12 protein-coding genes are annotated in these 14,901 nt (G+C 63.0%); 2 read left to right on the top strand and 10 right to left on the bottom strand.

Going from position 1 to position 14,901, the window contains the following annotated elements; all coding sequences use genetic code 11:
* The first annotated feature begins 99 nt into the window (after window positions 1-99).
* Together HX814_RS01080 and HX814_RS01075 are read left to right on the top strand one after the other, a co-directional pair.
* Window positions 100-1,395 (top strand): serine hydrolase domain-containing protein, encoded by a 1,296-nt coding sequence (locus HX814_RS01080; protein ID WP_371318512.1) that lies wholly within the window; start codon window positions 100-102, stop codon window positions 1,393-1,395.
* A 27-nt stretch (window positions 1,396-1,422) separates the two neighbouring features.
* A complete protein-coding gene (locus HX814_RS01075; RefSeq protein WP_087694170.1) occupies window positions 1,423-1,752 on the top strand; it encodes a DUF6388 family protein in 330 nt (109 codons plus the stop codon).
* Here HX814_RS01075 and HX814_RS01070 read toward each other — a convergent pair.
* From HX814_RS01070 to tssH, 10 genes are read right to left on the bottom strand one after another with little or no spacing between them, the layout of a single operon-like run.
* Window positions 1,749-2,627 (bottom strand): serine/threonine-protein kinase, encoded by an 879-nt coding sequence (locus tag HX814_RS01070; RefSeq protein WP_177008247.1) that lies wholly within the window; start codon window positions 2,625-2,627, stop codon window positions 1,749-1,751. The two genes, HX814_RS01075 and HX814_RS01070, sit on opposite strands and share 4 nt — an antisense overlap.
* The gene (locus HX814_RS01065; RefSeq protein WP_087694172.1) at window positions 2,615-3,352 is read right to left on the bottom strand and encodes a PP2C family serine/threonine-protein phosphatase; all 738 of its coding nucleotides are present in this window, start codon (window positions 3,350-3,352) and stop codon (window positions 2,615-2,617) included. The genes HX814_RS01070 and HX814_RS01065 overlap by 13 nt, the downstream gene beginning before the upstream one ends.
* On the bottom strand, window positions 3,349-6,735 hold the full coding sequence (gene tssM, locus HX814_RS01060) for a type VI secretion system membrane subunit TssM (RefSeq protein ID WP_177008248.1): 3,387 nt from the start codon (window positions 6,733-6,735) through the stop codon (window positions 3,349-3,351). The genes HX814_RS01065 and tssM overlap by 4 nt, the downstream gene beginning before the upstream one ends.
* 15 nt (window positions 6,736-6,750) lie before the next feature.
* A complete protein-coding gene (icmH, locus tag HX814_RS01055; protein ID WP_177008249.1) occupies window positions 6,751-7,611 on the bottom strand; it encodes a type IVB secretion system protein IcmH/DotU in 861 nt (286 codons plus the stop codon).
* 4 nt (window positions 7,612-7,615) lie between these two features.
* Window positions 7,616-8,944: a type VI secretion system baseplate subunit TssK gene (gene tssK / locus HX814_RS01050; RefSeq protein WP_134326852.1), complete on the bottom strand. Its 1,329-nt coding sequence runs from the start codon at window positions 8,942-8,944 to the stop codon at window positions 7,616-7,618.
* Between the two features lies 1 nt (window position 8,945).
* Complete coding sequence (gene tssJ / locus HX814_RS01045) at window positions 8,946-9,428, bottom strand: type VI secretion system lipoprotein TssJ (protein WP_102604778.1); 483 nt, start codon at window positions 9,426-9,428, stop codon at window positions 8,946-8,948.
* A gap of 5 nt (window positions 9,429-9,433) precedes the next feature.
* Window positions 9,434-10,615 (bottom strand): type VI secretion system-associated FHA domain protein TagH, encoded by a 1,182-nt coding sequence (gene tagH, locus HX814_RS01040; RefSeq protein ID WP_177008250.1) that lies wholly within the window; start codon window positions 10,613-10,615, stop codon window positions 9,434-9,436.
* An 18-nt stretch (window positions 10,616-10,633) separates the two neighbouring features.
* A complete protein-coding gene (locus HX814_RS01035) occupies window positions 10,634-10,765 on the bottom strand; it encodes a hypothetical protein (RefSeq protein WP_003208049.1) in 132 nt (43 codons plus the stop codon).
* 33 nt (window positions 10,766-10,798) lie between these two features.
* Complete coding sequence (locus HX814_RS01030) at window positions 10,799-12,331, bottom strand: sigma-54-dependent Fis family transcriptional regulator (protein ID WP_177008251.1); 1,533 nt, start codon at window positions 12,329-12,331, stop codon at window positions 10,799-10,801.
* Window positions 12,331-14,895, bottom strand: a complete 2,565-nt coding sequence (gene tssH / locus HX814_RS01025) for a type VI secretion system ATPase TssH (RefSeq protein ID WP_177008252.1) — start codon at window positions 14,893-14,895, stop codon at window positions 12,331-12,333. Before tssH ends, HX814_RS01030 begins: the two co-directional genes overlap by 1 nt.
* Window positions 14,896-14,901 lie beyond the last annotated feature (6 nt).

The raw sequence follows: 14,901 nt of genomic DNA, 5'->3' as shown, positions 1-14,901 counted from the left end.
CGATTGGCTCGGGTTGGCCCATCCTTTGGCGCACTGGTTGTCGTAAAAAACGACGCACCCCTCGAACGGACTCGACTGATGCTGCGATTCACTCCCCTCATGGCCTGTGCGCTGCTTGGGCTGACCAGCCCGTTGGCCGGCGCCGCCACCCCGACCTTCGCCGATGCCCAGGCCAGCGACCCGGCCAGGCTGCAATGGATGGTCGGCGCACCGCCACCGGCCGACCGCACCGTACGCTTTGAAGACGGCAGCTATTTCCGCTTCCCGGCCATGCGCTGGAGTGTCGCCAACTTTCGCCAATTGATGCCCACGGTGAGCGTCTCCCGCGGGCTCGGCGCACCGCTGGCATTGCCACGCAAACTCGACCCGGCACTCGATGCAATCCCCGTGCAGCCAGTGGATGCGACCCAGCCGCTGACCTGGCGCCAGGCCCTGGACGCCACCTACACCGATGGCATCGTGGTGATGCATCGCGGCACGGTGGTTTATGAGCGTTATTTCGGGGTGCTCAAGGACGATGGGCAACACGCGGCCATGTCGGTTACCAAATCGGTGATCGGTACCCTGGGCGCGATGCTGGTGGCCGATGGCACCCTGGACCCACAGAAAAAGATCGTCGACTACGTGCCCGAACTCGGCCGCTCGGCCTTTGGCAGCGCCACCTTGCGCCAGGTGCTGGACATGACCACCGCCCTGGACTACAGCGAAGAGTATGCCGACCCCAACGCCGAAGTCTGGGCCCACGCCCAGGCCGGCAACCCGCTGCCCAAACCCAAGGACTACACCGGGCCGCGCAGCTACTACGAGTTCCTGCAAACGGTTAAGCAGCGTGGCGAACACGGGCGTGCCTTCGGCTACAAGACCGTCAATACCGACGTACTCGGCTGGGTGATTGCCCGCGCGACCGGACGCAATGTCGCGCAACTGCTCAGCGAACGCATCTGGAGTCGGCTTGGCGCCGAACAGGACGCCTACTTCACCGTCGACTCCATCGGCACACCCTTCGCCGGTGGCGGCCTGAACACCGGGCTGCGGGACCTGGCCCGGTTTGCCGAGATGCTGCGCAACGGCGGGCGCTTCAATGGCCAGCAGATCGTGCCCGAAAACGTGGTGACGGATATTCGCCAGGGCGGCGACAAGCAGGCGTTCGCCCAGGCCGGCTACGCTCAATTGAAGGGCTGGAGCTATCGCAACATGTGGTGGGTAACCCACAATCCCGACGGCGCCTTCATGGCCCGCGGGGTGCATGGCCAGAGCATCTACATCGACCCCAAGGCCGAAATGGTGATTGTTCGCTATGCCTCCCACCCGGTGGCCGGCAACGCCGCCAATGATGGGGTGACCTTGCCCGCTTATGCAGCCATGGCGGCTTTTTTAATGTCCAAGCCAGACTGACCGTCTCTCTTACCGTGGAGTAAACCTTTGTCCCAACCCGGCGAAAACCACCAGCTAGCCCTGGACCGATTCTTGAGTGAACACCCGGCCCTGGCCGCGGAACTGAATACATTGAACCCCCTGGCGGCCCAGGCCAAAGGGGAAACCATGGAGCAGTACCGCGCCGAGCGCCTGCATGAAGCCTTCGAGGCAGAAGCCGAGCAACAGGGCTTGTTCGCCTGGGAACTGACGCTGAAATTGACGGCGCATTCCCCGGCGGAGTTCGAGGCGCAACGCCTTGAGGTGCACAAGGAGGTGGCGCAAATGGCAGGCCTGAGTTGGTTCGAGTATTGCCAGCTGCACGACTTGCCCGTCTAGAACCAGCGGCCCAGGCCCTTCCTGCGATCAGCGAGCACCGCGCGTAATTCATCAAGGGTAACGGCCCTGCGTTCAGGGTCAGCCGTCAACGCCGTACGCAATACAGGCCAGCAATGACGAGGCAGTTGCCTGGGCCGGGCCGGCCTGTCACTGGCGTGGCGCCGGCCTTGTGCCAATTCGTACAACACACAGGCTACTGCATACAGGTCGGCGCTGGCCGACAGTGCTCCGCCAGCCAGCAACTCCGGCGCGGCGTACGCGGGCGTCCAGGCATTGAAGCGGCTGCGACTCAAGCCTGGAGAACCCGCCGGGGCCTGTCCGCAAGCCTCGCCCAGACCGAAATCGAACAAGCGCAAGCCGCCGTCTCCCACCATGACATTGGCGGGTTTCACATCCCCGTGCAGCACACCCTGCTGATGGCTATGGCGCAACGCGTCGAGCAATTGCATGGCGATGCCTTGCAGCGCTTGCCAGGGTAAACCGCCGGGGCACTCCAGCAGCAACCGGTCCAGGGTCATGCCCTGGAGCAGTTCCATGGTAAAGAATGCGATCTGGCCGGGAGCATCCACTTCAAATGAATACACACGCACCACCTGCTCATGCCGCAGGCTGCGGGTCAGGGCAAACTCGTTGTACAGCAACACGTGGGCATCCGCAGATTCGCGAATGGCTTCGCCCAACACCTTGATCGCGACACTGGAACAGGGCTCGCCAAACTGTTCGTGCAGCAGGTCCCGCGCACGATAGACCACGCCCATGCCGCCTGCGCCCAACACGCGCTCGATCAGGTATCGCCCGGCCAGCAACTCGGGGGCTCCGTCGCGCGGTGGGTTTACCGGGGCCTTGGCAAAGGCAAAGTGGGTCAGGTCGCGCATGACTGCACCACCACAGCGGTCAGGTTGTCGCCGGCCGTGCCGCGCAAGACACCTGCAAACAGCTGGTCCAGGACACGTTGCGGGTTTCCCTGGCTCAAGGCCTGGCCCAACTCAGAGTGGCTAAGCGCCTGGTACAGGCCGTCGCTGCACAACAGAAACACATCCCCTGCCAAGGTACCGAGTTCCAGGACCTGCGGGCTCAGTGGTGCCCGCGAGCCGATGGCCCGGGTCAAGGCCCGTGCGTCTGGATGGGCCCTGGCCTGTTCCGGGCTCACCTGCTGGTCAATCAATTGCTCACACAGCGAATGGTCTCGCGACAGCTGGTACAGCGTCTGCCCGCGCCACAGATAGCAACGACTGTCACCGGCCCAGACACACGCAGCGCGATCGCCCTGAAGCAACAACGCCACGACCGTGCTTCCCATGATGGCCTCGGCGCCATGGGAGGCCAGCGTCAATTCATCGCCCAGCCGCCGGTTGAGCCATTGCAGGCAACGACGGGTCGCCTCGACGCGTTCATCCAGGCTGCCCTGGCCGGGCAATGACGCCAGGCCATCGACCACCAACTGGCTGGCGATATCCCCCGCCTGATGCCCGCCCATCCCGTCCGCCACGGCCCAGCAGCCCGTCCCGGGGCAATCGAGAAAGGCATCCTCGTTGCGTAAACGGACCTTTCCACGGTCTGTGCGACCGGCGCTGTGCCAGCGGTCGCGAGGTTGGCTCACAACTGCTCCGGCAGGCGAAAGGTTCGCCACTGCGCCATCTGGAATGGATTGGGTGTGCGTCGGCTGGTCAGCAGGTAGTTGGCGCGCAGGCCTGCCAGGTCAGCCTTAAGGATCAGCTCATCCTGCCCGCTGGAGGGTTCGTTCTGCATCAAGTCGAACAAGCGAAACAGGGACCAGGCCCCGGTATTTTTTTCGAGCCCCAACGCCCGCTCGCTGCCACGCTCCAGTACCAGGCTGCTGCGACCATTCTCAGCCTCGGCTGGCCATTGCATCGCCATGGGGACAATCGGCCCGTGCCGGTACTCCATCTGCTGGCCACCCAAACGCAAGACCGCGCGACTCACCGAAGGGTCCAGGCTATAGGGTGCGAGCGTGAAACGAACCTGCAAGTCCCCCGGTTCATCCGCAAAAAAACCGCGCCTGATCACCTGCACCTTCGCCTGCTGGTCGAGCAACGCCCGAGACATCGGCAAGCTGCGCCCATCCAGGCTACGCAGCCTGTAGCGCCCGGAATCACCGCTGACGAAAGGCTTCAGATAGCTGTCAAAGAATCGCGCCATGATCCCCTCAGGCTTGAAAAACTCCTGGAAGTCGTTGAGGGAAACGTCGCTGCTGGCGTGGGCATTGAACGGGAAACGCAGCTTGATCGCCCTGCTGTAGAAACCATATACCTCGCTCTGATAACGCTGGTTCACATGCCGATAAGCCTGGTCGAGCAGGCGGCGCCAATGCTCGTCGGCCAGGCTTTCGAACCAGCCCGCCAGCGGCAGCGGCAAACGCGCGGCCACGTTGCGCAGGTTACTCAGCGCATCCTGTTGCCCCTGGATCCGCCGCTTGACCATCTCGAACGCGACCGGCTCCGGCGCGCCTTCGCGATTCAAGCTCGCCAACTGCAGGTGCAAGTCGTTGAGCGCCTGTAACACGCCGATTAACTCGGCCCCCGGGTACTCTTGGCTGTCCAGCAACTGGTGCAAGGGCTCGAAGCGGCGTTGCATGGCTCGCCGTGCGCTGTCGGGCAAGGCATTGACCAGCCCGGCGGCGGTCGGCAACCGCTCTGCCGCAGGCCCAGGCAGCTTGGCAGCCAGCTCGTCGAGGCGCTCACTGGCCGACGGCAGGCGCGTGTGGTCACGAACCTGCTGCAACAACTGCAACAACGGCGACTGGGCCGACGTCAAGCTGGCGAGCTGCTCGGCGCCTTGCCTGGAGTTTTCAGTTTCACGCAGGCCAACCTGCCCAAGCGCCTCGCTCCAGGCATCGGCATACTCGCTGAAGTAGCGTTGTTCAAGCTCCACCATCAACCGTTGCAAATCCATGGCGCTCAGGTCGGCGCCCTCTCCCAGCACCCAGTTGTCCTGGACGATGGTGTTCACCAGCCGCGCGCCCTGCGCTTCAAAATGCCGCTGGTACGTGCGGGTATAAAACCCCGGAATGGAACGCTCGCCCCCGTCAAACACCCGCCCGTGTGCAAGGCGCAACGGTTCAAGGCCGCGAGCTTGTTCGCGCAGCACCCGGTACACCACGTCAACCAGCGATTCGCCGCGCAACACGTGGCGCGCGCGGGCCACCAGCTCGTCATCGAGCGGCTGCACGAACGGCTGCTCAAGCAAGCGCGCGAAATGTTCATTCAACCGGTTTTGCACGGAGGGCTCACCGGCAAACCGTACAGACCAATGCCCCGCCACCCGCTCACGCAGCCAGCCGACATCCCGACGCTCCCGCAGGTTGAGCATCAGGTATGCCCGGAGGTTATCCAGCAGCCGTTCACGATCTTCCAGGCTGCCGCGAACCTGTTCCTGCAGCATCTCGCTGACCTGGGACAGCAACAGCCGGCCCAAGGCACGCTCGTAGGCCTGCTCCAGCACCGGACGGCTGATACTGCCCTGATACAACCCCATCCGCTCAACCAGCCTGGCTTCGCCCGGCAAGGGGAAAATCCGCGTGGCCGCCAGGCGGCTGTCCAGCAGCGGCAGGAGTGCCTGGGTAGCGTCTGACCCAGGCTGCACGGGTGCGGGCTGTCGTGCCAGCGCCTGCAGTTGCTCCAGACGCTGATGATTGGAGGAGTAACTGTGGGTCCACAGCAAGCCCGCCGCCACGACGACCACTAGTGCGCCCAGGGCCAGCCCCCCCTGGTGCCGGCGGATTCGACGGCGCTCCTGGCTATCGAGGTCCGCCAGGTCGGCTTGCGCCAGAATCACCCGGCTGAACAAGCCCTGGATAAAGTGCGAACGTGGTTCAAGTGCCTGTGGGCCACCGTCGGCGCTGGTCAAGTAGAAACCACGAAAGCCGTTAGTGTGCTGATAACGCGGGCCGCAAAAAGCAACGTCGATATAGAGGCTCAGGCGCTCGCCAATCCGGGCCGCCTGATGGGGAAAGTCGAGCATCCGTCCGCGCAGATCACTGTTGCGTTCCTGGTGCAGGCGCTGCACAAGCTCACCGCTCAAGCGCTGCAGCAGTGCTTCAAACGCCTGTCGTACCTGGGCAATGCCAATACCCGCTTTGCCTGGGACGATAGATTCGCCCAACACCGCATCACTGCCTTCGCCCAACGGCCGGTCGAAGAACTCCGCAAACCCCGGCAGGCGGTCGGCCTGGGTCACCACCAGGTAGATCGGCACCTCCACATGCAACGTCTGGCGGATCTCCAGCAACCGACTCTGGACTGCCCGCGCCTCATTCTCCAGCTGACGCTCGCTGCCATGGAGCAATGTGTCCGTGGACAGCGCCACCACCACACCGTTGAGCGGGCGTGTCCGGCGCCGCACCTTGAGCAGCTCCAGCAGCGTCGACCAACCCGCGCCATCCACCTGGCTGTCAGGCTGGGTAAGGTAGCGGCCGGCGACGTCGAGCAACACGCCGTCCTCGGCGAAATGCCAGTCACAGTCCCGCGTGGCACCGCCCTGTGTCGCTACCGACGCGCCCTGATCCTGGAGCAACTGCAAGCCACTGGCGGCCAACATCCGGGACTTGCCACTGCCTTCCTTGCCGATCAGCAAATACCAGGGCAATGCATTACGCCAACGCGGGCTGCGTTCACCATAAATCCGGGAGTGTTTCAGGGTGTACAAAGCGTCCTTGAAGCGACCGCGCAGGTGCCGCTGCTCGTTTTCAATCTGGCCTTTGCGCGGGCGTGGCTCGCCGTCATCGACGGTTGATTGCCGGGCCATACTGCGCCAATTGGCATACACCATCGCCAGGCCCCACAACAAAAACAGCCCGCTGATTGTCAGCAAGCGCGATGCCGCCGCTTGCCAGAATCGATAGTCGTCGACAGCCAGCAGTGGCCCGAAGAACCACACGGTCATTGCGACCGCGAGCACCAGCAGCAGGCTCCAGACCCAAACCCTGCCCAGCACGGCGCCCGCGCTCCTGAAGAATGCGTTCATGCGTTGCTCCCTGCGTTAGAGCGGCGCCCGGAACATATCCGGCGCCACGAGTTGATACGGTTGCAACATCGCTTCACGCTGCTGGCCCAGCACCCAGGCAAATCCTGCATACAGGCTCAACAGGCTGGCGGCGACAAACACTGCAATCCAGGTGAGCGACACGACCCTCAGCCGTTTCCGGCGCGGCTGTTCCGGCCTGGGCGACGGCGCGCACGCCGCAGGCGTATCACCCCGCACATGCCGGATCTGCCGATACAGCGCGTCCCGAACCTGTTCAAGCTGCAACAACCCACGCTCCATGACCCGGTACTTGCCCTCAAACCCGAGGGACAGGCACAGGTACATCAACTCCAGCATCGCCAGGTGCTTGAAGGGGTCCCTCGACATGCGCTCAAGCAACTGGAAAAACTTCTCGCCGCCGAAGGTTTCGTTGTGAAAACTGCTCAGCAGGCTCATCTTCGACCAATCGCTCTGGCTGCCCCATGAGGTGGTGACCACTGCCTCGTCGATCACGCTGCACAGCACATACCGCGCCGCCATGACCTCGCTGCCTTGGGCCCCGTCATGCCGGGCCCGCGTCTCGAACAGCGTGACTGCAGCCGAGAGTCGTTCATTCAGGGCGCGCAGGCTTTCCTCGGCGGTACTGCGCTTGAGGCGGACCACCTCGGACAACAGCTCCCAGGCAGGCGCCACCAAACTGTTCAGGCCAATGTCGAAATGCTCCGCGCCCTGCAAGCGGGCCGCGTAGATCATCCGGTCTTCCAGTTGTTCGAAACGCGGCGGCGATGCGAAGTCGGTCATCGGTCCCTGCGCCGGTCCGCGTCCCTGTCGATCAAGCAGGACGGTTTTCTCGTCCTGCGGGTATTCCCTGTCCATGGTCTCAGTTCCTGATGGCCCAGAATTTCAGTTCCAGTTCGGCAAATTCACCGCTGACGTGGAAGGCAAATCCTCCCGACTGCTTCAACTGCTCAATGTCCCGGGCACCGAGTTCAAGCATGAAATAGGTGTTGGCGGCATGAAACGGTATCTGCCGGGGAGCCACCGGCAGCGGCTTGACCTTGATGCCCGCCAACTGCAGGTTGACCAACTCGCGAATCCGCTCCACGGGGCCGACCTTGAGGTGCGCCGGAAGCCGGTGTCGAAGCTCCTCGGCGTCACAATGGGCGCTGGCGGCCAGAATGAAGGTCGCCGAACCCAGCAGGTTGAGATCGCTCACCGGGCACACCAGCACCCCGTACTGGCGAGGCTGCAGCGCCAGCTCAATGGCATGCTGCTCAAGCACCATCGACAGCAGGCTGCGAATCGGCTCCATCAATCCACGAAAGCTGGCGCCCTGGTCGCTGTGCCGGTAATGCCCCTCGAAGTGCGCACGCTTGCTGTCGCTGGCAAACGTCGCGAGTTCACCCAGGATCGACAGCAATGTTCGATACAGCGTTTCAGGGCTGACCTGGCTCAGGCCCAGGTAGTGACGCAAGACCAGTTCGGTGCGATTGATCAATTGCAACATCAGGAAGTCGCCTACCTCCGCGCCGGCGGCGGTACCGTTGGCGCGAATCCGCTCGGCGATGGCATCCCCCCGGTAAGCGAGCAGGCTGATCACTTCCTTGAGGCAAGACAGCAGGTAGCCGGAGCCATGCAGGTGAATGAAGCTCGGGATAAAATCGGGGTCCAGGCTGACGCCCTCCTCGGTGCAACTGAGCACCTGGGCAACCTTGAGCTTCACGTAATGCGGGTCGCTGTGTTGCTCCCCCAGCAACAGGCGAAAATCCAGCTGCCCGCAATTGACCTGACGACGAGCTTCTTCCCCGGCGTTGGAGTCGCTGACGTCTACCGCAAGAGTCTTGTAGCGCGCCAACACATCAATCTGCTCGGGTCGACGGGCTTCAACACAGTTACCTGTGGCCAGCGGCAAGGCCAGGTAGATCGACTGCTTCCCGGTATTGACCGGAACCTCCAGCACCAGCGACTCCATCGCGCCGCCCAGCTCGAACAGGCTGCCATCCGGCAATATGCCGCTGGCCTGGCTGATAACGACCTTGCCCATATTGAGGTATTGCACATCGATTTCCAGGGCCAGGAAGCCCCAGGCGTGACGGCACAACAGCTGGGTGCGGCGCGTGAGTTGCTGATCGTGGTACCGATCGTTTTGCTGGAAATGCTGAGGGCGCAACAACATGCCTTCCTGCCAGATGACTTTTTGGCTGTACATGTCAGTCGCCCACCTTCGCGGGTTGCGGGTTGACCAACCGAATGCCGGCCTGATCAAGGATCAGTTCAGCGCCGGTCAATCGCTGCGCGGTCACCGGCAACACATAGCGCCATTGCGAGTGAGGCAAATCACGGTACGCCGCCAGCACGCCGACATAACGACTGCCGGGCTCAAGACTGAGTTTGAGCGTGGAGTGATCGCCGGGGCGCAACTCCAGCTCTTCGAGGTTCACCAGGTCCTTGGGCAACGTGTGCTCGGCATGAGCATAAAGGCTGAAAAAGTCCGCATTTTCAAAAGCCACGGGGTGTCGAAGCTCCATCAGGTGCACCACGATCGGCGACGGGCGACCATGGAGATCAGGGTTGACCCGTTCGCTGGCGGTCAGTGTCAGGTCCAGCTTGGTCAACTTCGAAAAGGGCGACAGGGAGCAACCACCCAGCAAACCCATTACAGCGCACAACAATGCAACGGTGACTCGGGACATGAAGATCATCCTGGATAACGGTGAAGGGTTGAGATCAGACGAATCTGTTCCTCGTACGCCTTGGCGAAGTCGCTGCCCAGCAGGCGCTCGCTCAAGTGCTCGTCCTCGATCAGTGTCTGGTAATGGCGCTGATACGCGCGCCAGCGGGCGCCACACCGGGGGATCAGCGGCGGCCTTGCCTGGCGTTCGAAGCACAGCAGCAAATGGCCGGGCGCAAAGGCTGCCAGAGCGCCGCGTACTGCCGCGCGGCAGGCCGCCAGCAAGGCCACCTCGTGAGCCTGCATGTCGCGGTACGCCCGCATGACAAGCATCTCGGCGGAAACCTGCCCCAGCTGCCCGACACCCAGCAGCGACCCCAAGGCCGCACTGGCGTCTGCGCTGTCTCTAAGTGGGTTGGGGCTTTGGAGCGGCGTCTGGGTGAGTGCCAGTTTCAGCTCTTGCCTGAGCTCGTTACGGGTGCCCAGGCTCTGTTGCAACCCTTCAGTCATTTGCCGGAGCAAGCTCGCGGCCTTGATCGCCAGGACTTCTCTTGCCGACTCATCGAGGTCGCCCAGATCAATACCGAGTGCCTGCGCAAACCCCAACCAGAATGGCCCTGAGCCGTGACCTGGAACGGGCGATTGCGGACTTGGGGCAACCTGGCGCGCAGGCTTCACAAGCTCGGGAACCGTCAGGTGATCCCGGTCCGCCGCCGCGTGGTCCGTCCAGCGCAATGTCTCGTAAGTGGTCATGTTCAGGGCCGCCAGCTCTTGCGACCCGTCCTCGCGCTGCAGTTCGCTGGCCATTGCCCGCAGTGGGTCCAGCTCAAGGAATGCATCATCGGGAATCAGCCTGTGTAATCCGTCCTGGCCCTGTCCCAGCGGTGGGCTGACCAGTCGTGCGCGAATACTCAGCGGCCCCAGCTGAAATACCGCGCCGTCATCTATCGGTTGCTGCTGCCCCTCATGCAGACGCTCACTGCGGCCTACCAGGCGGGTTCCATTGCTGCTGATATCCGTCAGGAAATACCGGCCGTCACGATAACTGATCACCGCGTGACGACCGGAAACCTGGCGACTGGTGTCAGGCAGGGTCCAGTCGCAACCGGCCCCCCGGCCAATGACGCCCCCCACACCGTCAAAGACTTTGCGCAGCGCCGGCGCGGACTCTGCTGGCCCCGCAGGGCACACCTCAAACACTAGCTGCATGGCAGGACTCCTCCGCGCTCACAGGCCACGACCGGTGGACCGTGGATCACCCAGCGGACGGTAGTCATCGTCGTCAAAGACATGATTGGTGTTACAGCCACTCAGCAAAAACAACACAAGCACCAGGGCTTGCCACTGACTAACAGGCATCAGGTATCTCCCGGAATTGAAAGGGTGTGCCATTCAGCACTCTCCCTGGACTTCGCCAAACGGAATGTCCAGGCGTGCAAGGCGGTACAACAACGTGCGCCGGGCGAGGCCCAGTTCACGGGCGGTGCGGGTTCGATTGCCACGGTTCTTGCGCAGGCAGTCGATCAGCACTACCCGCTCGACTCGCTCCATGCGCTGGCGCAGCGTTGCGTCGACAGCGGGCGCGGACAGGGTTGATGGCAGCGATAAATGCGCAGGCAGGATCACCTCGTCGTCGCACAGCAGCACCGCCCGCTCCACCATGCATTTGAGCTCACGAACATTGCCGGGAAAGTGGTGGCTGGACAGTTGATCCAGGGCCGCACTCGACCAGCCCACCGTGGCTCGCCCCAACAGTGCACAGGCCTTGTCGGCGAAATGCCGGGCCAGTTGCAGCACGTCCCCGTCCCGCTGGCGCAGCGCCGGCAACTCGATAGGAAACTGCGCCAGCCGGTAATAAAGGTCCTCGCGAAAGCTTCCTTCAGCCACCATGCTGGTGAGGTCCCGGTGGGTCGCCGCAACGATTCGCACGTCGACCTTGTGGGACGTGTTGGCACCCAACGGCCGAATCTCGCCCTCCTGCAGGACCCGCAACAACTTGGCCTGCAGTGACAGCGGCATATCACCGATTTCGTCGAGCAGCAGCGTGCCGCCGTGGGCGGTGTCAAACAGGCCGGCATGGTCTCTTTCGGCCCCGGTGAACGCGCCTTTGCGGTAACCGAACAACTCACTTTCGAGCAAGCCTTCGGGAAACGCTGCGCAGTTTTGCACCACAAATGCCTTGCTGCTGCGCGGGCCGGCAGCATGAATGGCCCGGGCGACCACCTCTTTACCGGTGCCGGTCTCGCCCCGGAGCAGCACGGTGTAGGGGCTATGCACCACCTTGCCGATCAGGCGGCACGTCTCGTCCATGGCCGTGCTGTTTCCGATCAAGCCGTAGGCGCTGGTGCTGCGGGTGCTGCGAACCACCTTCAACGCACCGGGAGCCCGGCGCATTCGCCGCAACAGGGCCAACTGGCTCAAGACAAAACTGCCCAATTGGCCCAGGGACGCACCGTAGCCAGCCAGCTCCGTCGCTCGCAGGCTCGCACACAACACCATCCCGGATACCTGCTTGCTCGGCCCCGGTAACGGCACGCACAGGAGTGATTGCCAGGACGCCGCGACCGCTGGCAGAAACCCCGTGTCATACACACTGCTGCCTGCCTCGGTGAGGTTAAACACCCGGTTCTGTTGCAACACGTACTGCAACAGTTGCTCGTTCCGCAAATCCGCGCCCGAGCTCACAACCGCCCCTGGCGGCGACAGGCCCGGCAAATACTGGGCAGCCAGTTCGAGGCGGCCGGTGGCCTGGTCGAGCAGGTACAACTGGCCAAGCTCGCAGCCGCTCAGTTGCGCGGCGCCTGCCGCAAAGTCATCGGCCAATGTCGATTCGTCACTATTGATGCCCAACCGGGTAAACCATCCCAACAAGGCAGCGGCGTAGTCCAGCGGGCTTGGCAACTGGGTAAACGGATTGTCCGCCATCAGTTGAACTCACAGATTACGGTGCCATTGGCATCCAGCCTGGCATGGACGAACTGCAGGGACTTGCCAACGGCCATCGCATCCAGCAGGCGATCCACCACCTGCGGCAACAGGTTTTCCTCGATCCATTGGTCGACAAACCGCGCGCCACTCCCACTGTGGCTACAGTGCTCGGCCATGTGTGCGACAAGATCCCCTGCGTGACTGAATGCGAGCTTGCGCTGAAGCAGACGCTGGCCCAGGCGCTGAAGTTTGTGTTCAATCAGTTGGTGCAGCACCGCGCCTGCCACCGGGTAATACGGCACGACTCGCATACGGGCCAGCAGCGCCGGCTTGAAATGAGCTGTCAGTACCGGCCGGATCGCGGCGTGCAGCACTTCGACAGCCGGTCGTTGACTGTCGGCGCACAGCCCGGTGACAAGATCGCTACCCAGGTTGGAAGTCATCAGGATCAGGGTATTGCGAAAGTCGATTTCACGCCCTTCTCCATCATTGGCTACCCCTTTGTCGAACACCTGGTAAAACAGGTTCAGGACATCCGGATCGGCCTTTTCCACCTCATCGAGCAGCACCACTGAATAGGGCTTTTGCCGCACCGCCTCAGTCAGCACCCCGCCCTCCCCGTAACCGACATAACCCGGTGGTGCGCCGATCAGCCGGGACAGTGAGTGTTTCTCCTGGTATTCAGACATGTTGATCGTGGTGACAAAGCGCTCGCCGCCATACAACAGGTCGGCCAGGGCGTGGGCTGTTTCAGTTTTGCCGACACCACTGGGGCCCACCAACAGAAATACCCCCACGGGGGCATCAGGCTTGTTCACGCCGGCCGCGACAGCCCGCAGGCAACGGTCCAGGACCTGCACGGCACCTTCCTGGCCGAGGATGCGACCACGCAGATCATCCGCAAAGTTCAGGACCTTCGCGCTGTGTTCGCGGGCAAGCTGCTCCAGGGGAATACCCGTCCAGGCGCTGATAACCTGTGCCACCAACCGTGGGCATACTTCGAAGCTGAGCAATCGCTGTTCGTGCTGTATGGCCTGCAACGCCTGATGGTTCTGGGCCAGGAGCGGAGCGAGAGCCTCAGTGCTTTCGCCAAGGTTACCGGCGTCGGCCAGTTGCTGGCGCAGCGAGAGTACCTTCTCGGCCAGTTCGCGCTGGTGGGTCCAGCGTTGTTCAAGCTGGAACTGTGCGACTTCTACTTCTTCCAGTCTCCGGGTGAGGTGCTGCAGCACCTGTTCATCGATGGCCAACCCCGCGTCGGCATCCCTGCGCACGGCACGTTGCTGGCGCGTGCCCTCGGCCAGTTCGGCGCGCAACTGCTGCAGTTCGTCCGGCGCCGTGACCAGGCTGATCCGCACCCGGGCACAAGCAGTGTCCAGCACGTCCACAGCCTTGTCCGGCAACTGGCGGCCGGCCAGGTAGCGGGCACTCAACTGCGCGGCGGCGACCACGGCGTCATCGCGCACGTAGACTCCGTGGCTGGCCTCATACACCGGGACCAACCCACGCAAAATCGTCACGGCATCGTCAACCGTCGGCTCGTGCACCTGCACCGGCTGAAAACGCCGCGCCAACGCAGGGTCTTTCTCGAAGTATTTCTTGTACTCCGACCAGGTCGTCGCGGCGATGGTACGCAACTCACCTCGTGCCAGCGCTGGCTTGAGCAGGTTGGCGGCATCGGAGCTGCCGGCCGAGCCGCCTGCGCCGACCAGGGTATGAGCCTCATCGATGAACAGGATGACCGGTTGCGGCGAGGCGTTGACCTCATCGATCAAGCCTTTGAGGCGGCGCTCGAACTCACCCTTGATACTGGCACCGGCTTGCAGCAGGCCCATGTCCAGGGTCAGCAGGCGCACCTTCCTGAGCACCTCTGGCACTTGCGCGCTGACGATCCGCAGGGCCAGGCCCTCGACTATCGCGGTTTTCCCGACACCCGCCTCGCCCACCAGAATGGGGTTGTTCTTGCGCCGCCGCGCGAGCGTATCGATCATTTGCCGGACTTCGTTATCGCGACAGAGCACGGGGTCGAGTTTCCCGTCCCGGGCCTGGCGAGTCAGGTCATGGGTAAAGCGCTCCAGCAAGGAACTCCCCGCCTCAGCTGGAGCCGCCTGCGCGTTTTCACTCAAGAGAAATCCGAGCACCCGCGGTGCATCAAGCGTGCTCATCACCGCCTGGTAACGGCTGCCAGCGTGCTGCATCGGGTTGCGCAACAAGGCGAGCAGCAAGGCGCCATGGTCCACTTCCCGTCGGCCCAGCTCCAGATGGGCAACCAGCAACGCCTGCTGCAGCCATTGCACCAGGGCGGGCGAAAACACCGGATTGCGGGACGCGCGCTGGTCGACCCGAGGTTGCAGCACGGCCTGCAATTCCCCGGCATCCACGCCCGCATCCTGCAGCGCTCGCATAAGAACACCCACGGGATGCTCCAGGAGCGTCAGCAGCAAGTCTTCCACCAGCACCTCGCCGCCGCCCCGGGTGACACAACGCTCGGCGCTGCGTTCCAGGTCGCGCCGTGTGGACGCCGTCAATGCCTGGATAAGTTGTTGCAGATCCACATTCATCATATCCAT

This window comes from Pseudomonas sp. C8002 (genome assembly GCF_013385765.1).
In the GTDB taxonomy this organism is placed as follows: Bacteria; Pseudomonadota; Gammaproteobacteria; order Pseudomonadales; family Pseudomonadaceae; genus Aquipseudomonas.
The sequence above is the reverse complement of the archived record's forward strand: the minus strand, read 5'-3'. Positions and strand labels throughout refer to the sequence as shown.

What these genes read in the sequence shown, in the direction of transcription:
- HX814_RS01035 (WP_003208049.1), bottom strand. Translation starts at nt 10,765, where the DNA reads ATGCCTGTTAGTCAGTGGCAAGCCCTGGTGCTTGTGTTGTTTTTGCTG.
- tssJ (WP_102604778.1), bottom strand. Translation starts at nt 9,428, where the DNA reads ATGTCCCGAGTCACCGTTGCATTGTTGTGCGCTGTAATGGGTTTGCTG.
- tssH (WP_177008252.1), bottom strand. Translation starts at nt 14,895, where the DNA reads ATGATGAATGTGGATCTGCAACAACTTATCCAGGCATTGACGGCGTCC.
- tssK (WP_134326852.1), bottom strand. Translation starts at nt 8,944, where the DNA reads ATGTACAGCCAAAAAGTCATCTGGCAGGAAGGCATGTTGTTGCGCCCT.
- HX814_RS01080 (WP_371318512.1), top strand. Translation starts at nt 100, where the DNA reads ATGGCCTGTGCGCTGCTTGGGCTGACCAGCCCGTTGGCCGGCGCCGCC.
- HX814_RS01030 (WP_177008251.1), bottom strand. Translation starts at nt 12,331, where the DNA reads ATGGCGGACAATCCGTTTACCCAGTTGCCAAGCCCGCTGGACTACGCC.
- HX814_RS01070 (WP_177008247.1), bottom strand. Translation starts at nt 2,627, where the DNA reads ATGCGCGACCTGACCCACTTTGCCTTTGCCAAGGCCCCGGTAAACCCA.
- tagH (WP_177008250.1), bottom strand. Translation starts at nt 10,615, where the DNA reads ATGCAGCTAGTGTTTGAGGTGTGCCCTGCGGGGCCAGCAGAGTCCGCG.
- icmH (WP_177008249.1), bottom strand. Translation starts at nt 7,611, where the DNA reads ATGGACAGGGAATACCCGCAGGACGAGAAAACCGTCCTGCTTGATCGA.
- tssM (WP_177008248.1), bottom strand. Translation starts at nt 6,735, where the DNA reads ATGAACGCATTCTTCAGGAGCGCGGGCGCCGTGCTGGGCAGGGTTTGG.